The organism is Ochrobactrum sp. PL_is501 (genome assembly GCF_055816895.1).
Window position 1 is genome coordinate 1 of sequence record NZ_JBVPGR010000023.1, and the last position, 12,077, is coordinate 12,077.

Consider the following 12,077-nt stretch of genomic DNA (forward strand, 5'->3'; position numbering starts at 1 on the left):
TCAGAGGGAAAATACACCACGTCGCTTCGCGATATGACGAAAATGTCCCATCTTGGCGTCGCAAAACCTCAATGGGGGAACCACCCCATCTTCGGTTTCGCTCCTAAAGCTGAACCATTTTCGCTCATACCGAACCATGAGGTAATCCGTCTCTACAGCCTAAGATTGCATCGGGCAGCAATATCATTTCGCCGATTGCTACACTCTGTTTACCATAGACAGAAAAGCACCCCCGGCACATCACTTATCCGCTTTGGGCGGCTCCGCTTTATCGTTTCTTTAAAGCCTCGGCTGCAATCTGTTGCTGGCTGGAAGTGCGTCGGCTTTCCGGTTTTGACCATGCAAGAGTATTGAGTGAGTAGGGCACGTTGAACGCCATTCTTTTGAAAACAGCCGAAGCCGTCCGCACGAATGTGCAGGCGATCAGCCGTTTTTACGAACGTTTCTGCCGCCGCTGGGCATCCACACCCGACGCGGCCTCCATACGTGTCATCGGCTCGGTCATCACCGTGCCGGTCCTGCTGTGTGCTGCGGTGCTTGGCTCCGGCGTAACGCCGGGCTTCACGGAATTTGCGATTCTCGCCGCCAGCTTTGCAGGCGTCGCCATGATCCTATGCGCGCTGTCGCTGATGGGCGTCGCTGCGCCCGTTCTGGCTGGCCTGAACTTCGCTGCCTATGGCGCGGGTCTCGCTGCCATCGGCGCCTTTTCGCATGGCAATGCGGTCCTGTGGCTGATGGCGGCAGGCCTGCCGCTTGAGGTCTGGTTCGCGACCCGCAAGCGGGGCGCTTCCGCCGCAGGCGCAGCATTCGCCGCAATGATTCTGGGTTTCCTTGCGACCGCAAGCGGCGGCGCTATTTCCGGCGGCAGCTATGTGTCTGTCGCTGTTCTTGTCCTTTATGCCGCAAGCCTTGTTGCGCGTGGCTTTGTGAGCGCTGCCAAACCTGCCGAGATCAAGGTCGGCGCACCGCAGATCGCGGTTGCTGCCGGTGACGTGCAGTTTTGCCTCGATGCGGATGGCGTAGTGTCTTCGGTCGACGCGAACTCCGCAAAGCTTCTGGGCGTGCAGCCGAAAATGCTGGAAGGCACGGCCCTGATCGACCGCGTGCATGTGGCCGACCGCGTTGAATATCTTTCGCTTCTGGCCGATCTTCGCGCCGGTGCCTCGGTGCGCAAGATCGACGTGCGCCTTCGTTCCATCGAAAATGGCGAGACCGTCTTCCGCACCTATCGGCTTGAAGGCGCCGCAAGCGCTGACGCCGTCACCCTGATTGGCCGTTCGCTTGAAGGCGAGCAGAAGCTTCTGGACGAGATTGCCACGCTGAAAGCGGAACTGGAATCGGAGCGCATCGGCAAGGGCCGTCTGCTCGCAGCCGTGAGCCACGAACTGCGCACGCCGCTCAATTCCATCATCGGCTTTTCCGACATGCTGTCGCATGAAATGGGCGGCAAGCTGGCCAATGAGAAGCAGCGCGAATATGCGGGGCTCATTCATCAGTCCGGCCATTATCTGCTGGATCTTGTGAACGCCGTTCTCGACAATTCGCGTCTGGAAACCGGCAATTACAGCATCGATCCGCAGAGGCTTGCCTTCCGTGAAGCGGCTGAAATGTGCACCGCCGTCATGCTGCCGCTGGCCGAGAAGAAGGGCGTTGCCTTTTGCCATCGCGTCGGCAACGGCATTGGCGAACTGGTGGCCGATCGCCGCGCCATCCAGCAGATCCTGCTCAACCTCGCCGGAAATGCGGTGAAGTTCACGCAAAGCGGCGGCTGCGTCACCATCGATGCAGCGCGCGTGGTGGCTGAAGGCCGTGCGATGCTGGAATTCAGCGTGTCGGATACGGGCATCGGCATTGAGCCGGAAGACATGCAGCGCATCGGCACGCCATTCGTGCGCGCCAACAATAATTATGCGCGCGCACAGGAAGGAAGCGGCCTCGGCCTTTCGGTGGTCAAGGGGCTTGTGGAGCTGCATCAGGGAACGATGCAACTGAAAAGCTGCCCCGGCGAAGGCACGGTCGTCACTGTCCGCCTTCCGGTGGCAGGTCCGCAATTTGTGATGGGAGAAGACGAACATCAGGAGCTTGGCACGGTGATCGACATGCACCGTCACCAGGGAGAAAGGCGACATGACTGGCAGAACGACGAAATCCGGGAGCAGAAAAATGCGCAAGCCCGCAAAACGGCGTAGTCTCGGATCGCGGCTCCTCCATTTCTTCTTCACGTCGGCCTCGGCGCTTGCGATCGCTGCCGGAGATTTCATCGCGCGCAACCCCGTCCTGACCGGCGGGGCAACCGCGTTTCTGGTGGTCATGAGTTTCGTTTCGGCCAATGCGCTCTGGTATCAGCCGGAGGCGCACAACGCTGTGTTTTTCCGCACCAGGCCGGATTTCGTGTTCAAGCCGACCCCGCGCGAGGTGCTGCCGGGAACGGCGGCAGCGAGTGACAACGCCCCGAAACCGGCTGAAACCGCGAAGAGCGAGACCGCCCCAACGCAGGAAACCGCCAGCCTGGCGACGGACCGGCTGAACATGAGCGCATCGGTGGATGACATGCTGCCGGCACTTGCGCCCAACGCCGATCTGGAAATCGCGCGGCTGCAACAGCGGCTTTCGACGCTGGGCATCTACAAGGGGCCGGTGGATGGGTTCACCGGGCCGCAGACCCGCGAAGCGGTGGAACGCTGGCGCGCCTTGCAGCAAAAGCTCGGCGTGCAGGAGGCCAACATCCCTGCGCAATTGCTGGCCGGTGCCCAAAACAGCAATTTGGACCGTAGCCCGGCTCAGGATGATGTGGCAAAAGCCATCGAGGTCGCGGTTCCGTCGCCGCGCCCGCAGCCTGCCGTTTTGAAATCGGAAACAGTTTCAAAGCCGAAGCCTGACCTTGCTTCCTATGAAAAACCGGCGGCCAAAAAGCAGGTTGCGGCAACGCCCGCCATCCAATCGGGAAAAGTGAGTTCGCAGGATATTATCCGCGTGCAGGCCGGACTGAAGGCATTCGGCAACGACACGGTGCCGGTGAACGGACAGCCCGGCAAGTCGACACAGGAAGCGGTGCGCGAATTCCAGAAACTGTTCAGCTTGCCCGTGACAGGCGAAATCGATGGAACGCTCATCGCCAAGATGCGTGAGATCGGCCTGATAAGCTGATGGATGCCCTATGCGCCTGACATCCGATTTCTGGGTTTCGGCCCTGATCCGCAAGGTGCAGGGCGAGGGCGGCTTTGCCTATCTCGCCCGTCGCGGGTCCCCGGAAGCGGGCGCGATTTTCATCAAGGTAAGCTCGCGCTTCGGCACATGCGATTTATATTCGCCCGCGCCGCAAACCTCCTATGAAGAGGATAATGACGGGGAGCGCATGTTCCTGCGCATTCTTCACGACGCCGATGACATGGCGGCAAGTGACCGCATGGCGCGGGAAACCCGTTTCGACCCCGATCTGTGGCTGGTCGAACTGGAAGATATTGCCGACGCGTCGGCACTGTTCCCGATTTCGCAGGACGGAGAAGCGTCTTACTGACGGTTTATTTTACCAACCGCTGCTGGGAGGGATGATCGGAATTGGCCGCATCCACGAGCGGGGTGTCGTCTTCGGCTTCCGCCATTTCGCGCAGCTTGCCGCGCAGCATGGCTGACATGTCTTCCGCCTTCCAGCGCCGCACGAGCGCCATCGCCTTTTCGCGGTCGATGGAGCGATAGATATGGACAAACTCACGCAGGCTGTCGCGGTTGGCATCGATCGGCCCCAGAATGGCAGTCATGGTGAGATAGCATTCCGCTGGCGACAATCCGAGCGCCTTCAGCGCAATCGGCAGATGCGAATCCGGCCACTGGCCGATGATCGCGTCGGAGCGTTCGAACGAAAGATCGAGCGCATCGGCCAGTGCGTTGCGGAAAAACTGGCCGTCGATCAGAAGCGCGGTATCGATGAGATGCTGTGAACCGGTCGCACCCGCTTCGTAAAATGGCTGTTGCAGCGCGCGTGCCAGCCGCTCGGAACTGCCTTCCTTCATCAATGGCGCTCTGGCGGCGGAAAGGTCAGGCACATCCGGCTTTTCAAGTGGCTCGGCCTCGATATTGGCGAGGTTTTCCTGAAGCGCCAGCGTGCGGTCGATGACTGGATCGGCAAAACTGCGCAGCACGCCTTGCAGAAGCACATCGCCCGATTGGCGCCGCGCAATGGCGCGCGCATGGGCAAGACCGTTCTTGCCGATGATCTCGATCAGGTCGGAAGGGCGCAGAAGGGGAGAGCGCAACAGGATGGGCGCGGAGATTTCGACGGGCTGGTCGGCCAGCGCCAGAATGAGGCGACGCGGCGCGTCTTCCAGCTGTGCCAGCGCATTGGCTGCGTGGCGCTTGCCGCGTGTGGAAGCGCATTCCAGAAGCGGCAGGGCGAGATCTTCGAGCTGCTGCATATCCTGCCGTCCGGGGCGCGTGATGCCCGCGAATGCCGAAATCGCGGCCGCCAGAAGGTCGTCCGCCTTGGCTCTCCCCGCTTTTGAATCCGACGGGCTCCGGTGGCCTGAAATATCCTCCAGGGCGCGGAACTGATCATTTGTCACGCAGAATACTCCGGTAGGCACACAACTCACCCGCCCCAATCGCAGATCACGCATCCGGCAGCAGCCGGTTTGCGCGAAAATGCACCCCGCATGGGTCGGTATTGCGGATAGTAGCGTTGAAGCCTTAGCAACTCATTAACCGTGCCATAAAGAAACAGCATTTGGTTGCACTGATGCCTGAGGGCCGGGGCGCAGTCAGGGTCCTTCAAACGGCGCGCAGCGCGCTTCGGTAAAGAAGCCCTGCACTTGCCTGTTCCACGTGGCATCGGGCACGAAGGCGCGCAGCACGGCGACACCTTCACCGATATTCTGCTCGATCAGGATCGAACGTGCATCGGCCTGTGAGCCATCCGAACGAAGACTGGCCATGCCTATGGGGTCGGCAAGGATCAGGTCGAGCTTGCGCTCATTGGAAACGCTGTCGTTGAGGCTGTAGAGATTGTCCCCGTTGGGCGCGTAGATCGAAAGCGACCAGTAAGGCACGGTTGCGCCGGTCGTGATGTGCACGGGACCATCGGCAAGATCGAAGCGGCAGGTGGCTTGCTGCACAAGCGGATCGCTGTCGCTGATCGGGCCGGTCTTTTCGTTGAGCCGGTGGAACCGGTAGGGCTCGCTTTCTGCTTCAATCCGCGACCAGGCATTCTTGTCGGAATAAAAGGGAACGAGGAAGAGCACAGCGATATGAACAATCGCAGCACCGACGAGGCCGAGAAGGACGAGGTGGAAAATCCTAGCCACGGCACGCTCCCGGATTTGCCCCGGCGATACGGGCGAGCGTTGGCATGACCGGATCGGTGAGGCCGGAAGAGGACGCTGCGGGCGTGTCGTAAAGCGTCATGACGAGAACGAAATCGCCGCTCCCTTCGATGGGGAGCCAATTGCCCGGCGCGGCATCGGGGCCGATTGTGATCGTGACGCTGCCGTCATCGTCATAAAGCACTTCACGGGAATGCAGCGCTTCCTGCAACCCCTCGCGCGGCCTGATCGGTTCGAGGTCGGTCGTGGCGGGATAGAGGGTCCAGAAGCGGGCGGGCGGCGTCATGCCGCTCAGGCGATAAGTGCATCCGCGCCGAAGCGTGCGACCGCTGGTATCGGTGCGCGCGTAGAACGGCAGGCCTTCAGCCGTTCCAAGCGCCAGATAGGCTTTTCGGGCAGCGCGAGCCTTGGCATAGGGGTCCGCATCGGGCGTGCCTGCCGCCGGATAGGCGCTCCAGATTCCAACGCGGAGTTCACCGAACCCCTCGAAGCGGTCGAGAATCTGGTCGACGCTCCAGATGCCGCCGCCGAGCGCCAGCACAAGCACAATCGCCGTGTAGAATATCCGCTTGAACATCGCCCCTCAGAGTACCGATATTTTCGTGCGCCCGGCGATCTTAGGCAGAGGCGGGGCTGCAAGGAAGCGGTCATGCAGTTCCTTGATGATTTTTGTCGACAGGGGCGAAAGCACGCGCGGCGGCGCGGCCATCACTTCTTCCGGCTTGGCGGTGGCAACTTGCGGCTCGCTCTTCTTGGGCGGCGCGGGGAAGGGCGGCGTCACGCCGGGTATGGGCTTCAGTTCGATGTTCTGATGCGCATAGGCCATCATCCGCTGCCAGGCCATGGCGGGCAGAACGCCGCCGGTCATTTCCTTCATGGGGGTGAAATTGTCGTTGCCGAACCACACCGCCGCCGTGAAATTGCCGGTAAAGCCGACAAACCATGCGTCGCGATAATTCTGCGTCGTGCCGGTCTTGCCGCCAACCCGCGTCATCGGCAGTGCGGCGCGGCGTCCGGTGCCGCGCTCGGGCACCTGCACCAGCATGGAGTTCATTTCAAGCGCCGCCTTTTCCGACAGCGCCCTGTGCGGCTTCGGGGCATCGCGCCGAAAATCCCACAACACCTTGCCGTCCGGGGAAACGATCTGCGTAAACGCATGGCGATTGCCAGCCATGCCCGCATTCGGAAACACGTTGAAGCCTGTTGCCTGGTCCATCACCGTCATTTCCGATGTGCCGAGCACCATGGTCTTGTGCGACGAGATCGGCGATTCCACGCCCATCGCCTTGGTCAGCGCGACGATGGGGGCCGTGGTCAGATAATCGCGCGCCAGCCGCACCGGCACGCTGTTCAACGAACGGACGAGCGCAGTCGTCAGGTCCACGCGGCCCGCGAAACTGCGGCCATAATTGCGCGGCGACCAGTTGCCCCAGCTGATCGGGGCGTCCGAAACGATGGTGCTGGGCGTCAGGCCCTTTTCCATCGCCGCCGCATAGACATAGGGCTTGAAGGACGAACCGGCCTGCCGCAGCGCCTTGGTGGCGCGGTTGAACTGGCTTTCGCCATAGTCCCGCCCGCCGACCAGTGCACGGACCGAGCCGTCATTGGCGATCACCACTGTCGCCGCTTCCGAAACATTATAATCCTTGCCAAACTGGCGCAGATGATATTCGAGCGACTCTTCCGCCGCCTTCTGGATATTGCGGTCCAGCGTCGTGCGCACGATCAGCGTGTGCTGCGGAATATTGGCGGCGACCTTTTTTACTTCCTCGAAAGCCCAGTCGAGGAAATAGTCGGGGCTTTCATTCTTGGCGCGGTCGATGACGCTGGCCGGATGGCGGCGCGCGACGGCCACTTGTCCCTCGCTCAGGAAACCGCTTTCAACCATGTTGGAAAGCACGACATTGGCGCGCGCACGTGCCGCGGGCAGGTTGACATGCGGCGCGAACTTGGCCGGAGCCTTGAACAGCCCCGCCAGCATCGCGGCCTCGGCGAGTGAAACGTCCTTGATGTTCTTGCCGAAATAAAATTCCGAAGCGGCTGCGATGCCGAATGTGCCGCCGCCCATATAGGCGCGGTCGAGATAGAGCTGAAGGATTTCCTTCTTGCTCATATTGCTTTCCAGCCAGAGCGCGAGAAAGGCTTCCTTGATCTTGCGCTCGATGGTGCGCTCGTTGGAGAGGAAAAGGTTCTTGGCAAGCTGCTGGGTGATGGTCGAGCCGCCCTGAACGACGCCATTGGCGCGCATGTTCTGGCTGAACGCGCGGGTCAGGCCCCAGAAGTCGATGCCGTAATGATCGAAAAAGCGCCGGTCCTCGGTGCCGAGCACGGCCTTGATGACATGATCGGGCAATTCATCGATCGGCACAGCCTGGCGATGCAGGATACCGCGCTGGCCGATTTCGTTGCCGTAACGGTCGAGGAAGGTAACGGCATAATCGTCCTGCGCGCGCCAGTCTTTCTTGCTCTCCTCGAAAGCGGGCACGGCCAGAATCAGCATCAGCACCGCACCGCCGACCCCAAGTGTAAATCCTTCGTCGAGAACTTCGACCACGAAACGCCGGAAACCGCGCACGCGAAAACGACGCGAGAAGACAGTGATGTTCTCCCACCATTCACCGAGATTGTACCGCAGGCTGTAGAGGGTGGAGTCGATCCATGCGTCAAGCCCGATCAGGCGCGAAACCCTGAACGGTTTGCGCTTCTCGTTTCCGGAATCTTTATCTGCCGTTCTACGCATGAACACTGACTTCGGCACGGTTGGTTTCGGAGACAGGCGGAACTTTCTCATCCATCATAGCAGATAAATAAGCCACAGCTCATGTGAAATGGTTAAAGCACGAGCGGCTTTTCGCATGTAGGAAAAAAAACAATTAATAGGAAAATAGTCCTTGACTGCGTGACGGTGCTTTGCTAGGTTTTATCTACGGTAGACAAAGTGTGACCGTCGCCGGTTCTGCTATATACCCCAGTAGATATTTGGTGTGCATAACCCTGAGGAGCCAGCGAAGCCCGCATCTGTCTGGCGCATCAATTGCAGATTGCGCACGGCATTGACCCCGCGGATATCGCGGCATTGCTGTCTGTTTCGATAAGCCAGTATCTCAACCGTCTGAATCGCCTGAATCTGGCTCGTTTGACTGCGGCGGCTGATTCGCAGAAGAGGTCACGCGATGCAATTCTGGAGCGACTTCAGACAGAACTGACACGGCTGCTGGAGGGCGGCGACCTGCCGGTCAAAAGCAAGTCCGAAGCGCTGATGGCGCTTGCCCGCGCCGTCAAGTCCGTTGGTGAACTCACCGCCGAGGACAGGCCCGCCAGCCAACAGCCGGCCAGCCATGCGGTTGCCTCGTTGAGCGACACGCGCAAGGCATTGATGCGCATAAGCAGGAGGATAGACGAACTTGCACAAAGTCGGGCGCGGGAGATCCTGGACGGCGAGAACGCAGCCAATCTCGCGCAAGGCTTCGTACAGAGCATCAATGAACGCCATGGCGGGACACGTCTTGGACGGCAGGAACTCGATGGGGAACTGATCGAGGAACGTGCCGATGCGCTTTGGTCACGTGATCTTATCGAACGCTGTTTCGAGACTGAGGCCCCGGAACTGGTTCGTATCGTCGTGGCTATTGACCCGCCTGCCTCGTCCGGCAAGGCGTCGGATGCCTGCGGTATCGTCGTTGCCGGTCTCGACGATGAAGGAAAAGGCCACGTGCTCGGCGGTGCCGGCATGAAAGCCGCCAAGCCGCAGCAATGGGCGCGAAAGGCGATTTCGCTTTTCCACGCACATCAGGCCGATGGGATTGTCGCGGAGGTCAATCAGAGCGGCAAGATGGTGCGACCGGAAGATGCGAGTGTGCCGGTTCTCAAGCGCCACGCCTCGCGGGGAAAGGTTTTTGCGGGCGGAGCCAGCGGCCGCACTCTATGAGCAGGGCCGAATCCGCCATGCCGGGCGGTTCCCGGCGCTGGAGGATGAAATGTGCGACTTCGCACCGGGCGGTCTGTCCGTCGGATGTTCGCCGGACAGGCTCGATGCACTGGTCTGAGCCCTCACCGAACTGATGCTCGGCACCGAACACAAACCGCGTATACGCCGGTTTGGCTGATTTATTTTAGAGTTGGAGAAGCCATAGGATGGCATGGAACTGGGTCCGAAAATGGCTGGGGCGACGAAGCACGCCCGTATCAGCGGTGAAGTCCGACGCGCCGCGTCAGACAGAATGGCGAACGGATTTGTCGCGCTGCATATGGATCACGGCGCATCGTGGATTGCGCGGGATTATACGCCGCTGGCGCGTGAAGGCTTCATGCGCAATCCGGTCGCCCATCGCTGCGTGCGCATGATTGAGGAAGCGGCAAGCAATGTGCTGTGGCTGCTTTATGAAGGCATGACGGAACACGAAACGCATCCGCTGCTCGACGTCATTACTCGCCCTCAATGCAGGTTGGACGGAACGACATTTTTCGAGCGGCTACACGGGCATTGGCTGATTTCCGGCAATGCCTATGTCGAACTGCCGAACGGCCGCATGGAACTGCATCTTTTGCGCCCGGAACGGGTCAGCGTCGAAACGGACACGGATGGCTGGCCACAGGCGCTAATGAGCAATGCCGGCAAGCGGCTTTTCCCTTGGCAGCGGCGGGGCGGTTGCCTTGCAGCTCAAGTTGTTTCATCCGTTGGTTGACCATTACGGGTTTCCCCCGCTGGAAGCGGCCCTGATGGCGCTCGATCTCCACAATGCGGCAGGCGCGTGGAACAAGGCGCTTCTGGACAATTCGGCGCGGCCTTCCGACGCGCTGGTCTATGCGCCGAAGGATGACGGCAATCTGACGGAGGAGCAGTTCGCGCGGCTCAAGGAAGAACTAGAGGAGGGTTTTACCGGTGTTTCGGATGCCGGGCGTCCGCTGCTTCTGGAAGGCGGCATGGACTGGTAGGCGATGGGCTAAAGCACGCAGGACATGGATTTTATCGAAGCCAAAAATGGCGCTGCCCGTGACATCGCGCTGGCCTTCGGAGTGCCGCCAATGCTGCTCGGCATACCGGGCGACAACACCTATGCCAATTATGCGGAAGCCAATCGCGCCTTCTATCGGGTAACGGTGCTGCCGTTGATTGGGCGCACGGCCAAGGCATTTTCCGGATGGCTTGGGCCGCATTTCGGCGACGATCTGCGACTTGAGCACGATATCGACGGTGTGGAAGGCCTGTCACGCGAGCGGGAATCGCTGTGGCGGCGCATTTCCGAGGCGTCGTTTCTCACCGACGAAAAAATGGGATGCGGGGTGGGCTATCAGCCGCATTCAGTCAGGAGACTGTCATGAGCAACCTCAACGATGCAGTTTTTGCTTCGGAAGCGGCCTGGATATGGTTCGCCAAGGTGGCGGGCGCGGTGGCAGGCTCCGCCGTCTCGCTCGGCTATATGCTGCCGCACGGAAAGCGCGAAGCGGCAAACCGTTTCGCGGTCGGCATCATCTGCGGCATGGTTTTCGGCGGCGCGGCGGGCGTCAAGTTATCCGAAACCCTGGCTCTCGGCGGCTTGCTTAGCCGGGCCGAGCTGATGCTGATGGGTTCGGCTGCTGCAAGCCTTGCTGCCTGGTCGGCGCTCGGCATCTTCAAGCGCTTTTCCGAACGGCTGAAACAGGCCGCGATACCGGGAATTCTGCCGGAGGAAAAGGGACAGAATGGCGATACGTGATTTGCGGCTGGAAACGAACAAGCCGCGCTTGCCATTGAGGAGGTGGAGCTGGACGGCAGCTTTTCCGGTTATGCAAGTATTTACGGTCTCGCCGATCGGCCTTGACGTGATCGAACGAGGTGCTGTTTCCCGCTCGCTTGCCAAGGGCGCTTTGCCGATCAGGGCAAAACGCCGACCAGTCCCGGCGGCGGTCCGGCTCTTGATACGAAGCCGATCTTTCATCTGATCGATTTGGCGCTCTAGCTAGGCGCGGAGGAGCCGGCCGGAAAATTCCGCATCGCCTGTCATGCAAAGCCATGGCGCGGCGCGGCTGTGTTCGCGTCGCCCTCGGAAGACGGCTTTGCGGAGCGGATCATCGTGCAGGATCGTGCAATCATGGGCGAACTGACCGCGCCGCTGGAAGGCGCTCCCAGCGGACGCCTTATTGAAGGGCAGTCGGTTGAAGTTGCGCTTTATTCCGGCGAGCTGCAATCGCGGCCAATGGCGCAGATACTGAACGGAGGCGATACGGCTTTATTGCAGGCACAGAATGGCGAATGGGAAGTCTTCCAGTTTCTGGATGCGGAGGAAATTGGTCTGAACCGCTGGAAACTGACGCGCCTTTTGCGCGGACAATTGGGGACGGAACTGGCCGCATCGTTCACGAAGGAAGCTGAAACACCCTTCATATTGCTGGACGGCGCGGTTGTGCCAGCCAGTTTGCAGGTCTCCGAAATCGGGCTTGAGCTGAACTGGCGTGTCGGGACGGCGGGCAAGGCCTTTTCGGACGAGTTTTTCGATACGGTCCGGTCGAGCGGCGGTCTGCGGGGCTTGCGTCCGCTCAGCCCCGTCCATTTGAAAGTGGGGCGGCTGGCGAATGACGACCTGTCCTTCAACTGGATCAGGCGCGGGCGGATCGATGCCGACGGTTGGCCCGATAACTGGTCTTTCGAAGATATTCCGCTTGGCGAGGAACGCGAGGCCTACCGCATCGAAATCTGGCGGAACGACACCGCTGGTGCGAGGCAGCCAGACATCGACACCATCATGGATTTATGGCGCGGGGGAAAGGCAAGCTGATCTTGGC

General features: G+C 60.5%; 9 protein-coding genes and 4 pseudogenes. 9 read left to right on the forward strand and 4 right to left on the reverse strand.

Features of this window, described 5'->3' with window-relative positions:
* From AC0TOF_RS02080 to AC0TOF_RS02095, 4 genes and pseudogenes are all read left to right on the forward strand, one after another.
* A pseudogene (locus AC0TOF_RS02080) lies at window positions 1-354 on the forward strand (hypothetical protein); the annotation flags it as partial.
* Window positions 355-368: 14 nt separating this feature from the next.
* Window positions 369-2,189: a sensor histidine kinase gene (locus tag AC0TOF_RS02085; RefSeq protein ID WP_473767046.1), complete on the forward strand. Its 1,821-nt coding sequence runs from the start codon at window positions 369-371 to the stop codon at window positions 2,187-2,189.
* Complete coding sequence (locus AC0TOF_RS02090; protein ID WP_473767047.1) at window positions 2,164-3,147, forward strand: peptidoglycan-binding domain-containing protein; 984 nt, start codon at window positions 2,164-2,166, stop codon at window positions 3,145-3,147. Before AC0TOF_RS02085 ends, AC0TOF_RS02090 begins: the two co-directional genes overlap by 26 nt.
* 10 nt (window positions 3,148-3,157) lie before the next feature.
* Window positions 3,158-3,517 (forward strand): DUF1491 family protein, encoded by a 360-nt coding sequence (locus AC0TOF_RS02095; protein WP_473767048.1) that lies wholly within the window; start codon window positions 3,158-3,160, stop codon window positions 3,515-3,517.
* Between the two features lie 4 nt (window positions 3,518-3,521).
* Here AC0TOF_RS02095 and AC0TOF_RS02100 read toward each other — a convergent pair whose 3' ends face one another.
* From AC0TOF_RS02100 to AC0TOF_RS02115, 4 genes are all read right to left on the reverse strand, one after another.
* Window positions 3,522-4,559 carry a DUF2336 domain-containing protein gene (locus tag AC0TOF_RS02100; protein WP_473767049.1) on the reverse strand — a complete coding sequence of 346 codons (1,038 nt, stop codon included), beginning with the start codon at window positions 4,557-4,559 and terminating at the stop codon, window positions 3,522-3,524.
* Between the two features lie 195 nt (window positions 4,560-4,754).
* A complete protein-coding gene (locus AC0TOF_RS02105; protein ID WP_473767050.1) occupies window positions 4,755-5,297 on the reverse strand; it encodes a DUF1254 domain-containing protein in 543 nt (180 codons plus the stop codon).
* Entirely contained in the window at window positions 5,290-5,892 is a 603-nt protein-coding gene (locus AC0TOF_RS02110; protein ID WP_473767051.1) for a DUF1214 domain-containing protein, read from the reverse strand. Before AC0TOF_RS02110 ends, AC0TOF_RS02105 begins: the two co-directional genes overlap by 8 nt.
* A gap of 6 nt (window positions 5,893-5,898) precedes the next feature.
* Entirely contained in the window at window positions 5,899-8,055 is a 2,157-nt protein-coding gene (locus AC0TOF_RS02115) for a penicillin-binding protein 1A (RefSeq protein ID WP_473767052.1), read from the reverse strand.
* A 699-nt stretch (window positions 8,056-8,754) separates the two neighbouring features.
* Between AC0TOF_RS02115 and AC0TOF_RS02120 the strand changes: the two are divergent.
* From AC0TOF_RS02120 to AC0TOF_RS02140, 5 genes and pseudogenes are all read left to right on the forward strand, one after another.
* Window positions 8,755-9,361 (forward strand): annotated as a pseudogene (locus tag AC0TOF_RS02120) (phage terminase large subunit family protein); the annotation flags it as partial.
* A gap of 88 nt (window positions 9,362-9,449) precedes the next feature.
* A pseudogene (locus AC0TOF_RS02125) lies at window positions 9,450-10,637 on the forward strand (phage portal protein).
* Window positions 10,634-11,011, forward strand: a complete 378-nt coding sequence (locus tag AC0TOF_RS02130) for a DUF6107 family protein (protein WP_473767053.1) — start codon at window positions 10,634-10,636, stop codon at window positions 11,009-11,011. Before AC0TOF_RS02125 ends, AC0TOF_RS02130 begins: the two are co-directional and overlap by 4 nt.
* Window positions 10,998-11,174 (forward strand): annotated as a pseudogene (locus AC0TOF_RS02135) (HK97 family phage prohead protease); the annotation flags it as partial. The gene AC0TOF_RS02130 and the pseudogene AC0TOF_RS02135, both read left to right, overlap by 14 nt.
* 149 nt (window positions 11,175-11,323) lie before the next feature.
* A complete protein-coding gene (locus AC0TOF_RS02140) occupies window positions 11,324-12,070 on the forward strand; it encodes a GTA baseplate fiber-binding domain-containing protein (protein WP_473767054.1) in 747 nt (248 codons plus the stop codon).
* Window positions 12,071-12,077 lie beyond the last annotated feature (7 nt).

What these genes read in the sequence shown, in the direction of transcription:
- AC0TOF_RS02090 (WP_473767047.1), top strand. Translation starts at nt 2,164, where the DNA reads ATGCGCAAGCCCGCAAAACGGCGTAGTCTCGGATCGCGGCTCCTCCAT.
- AC0TOF_RS02095 (WP_473767048.1), top strand. Translation starts at nt 3,158, where the DNA reads ATGCGCCTGACATCCGATTTCTGGGTTTCGGCCCTGATCCGCAAGGTG.
- AC0TOF_RS02110 (WP_473767051.1), bottom strand. Translation starts at nt 5,892, where the DNA reads ATGTTCAAGCGGATATTCTACACGGCGATTGTGCTTGTGCTGGCGCTC.
- AC0TOF_RS02115 (WP_473767052.1), bottom strand. Translation starts at nt 8,055, where the DNA reads ATGCGTAGAACGGCAGATAAAGATTCCGGAAACGAGAAGCGCAAACCG.
- AC0TOF_RS02130 (WP_473767053.1), top strand. Translation starts at nt 10,634, where the DNA reads ATGAGCAACCTCAACGATGCAGTTTTTGCTTCGGAAGCGGCCTGGATA.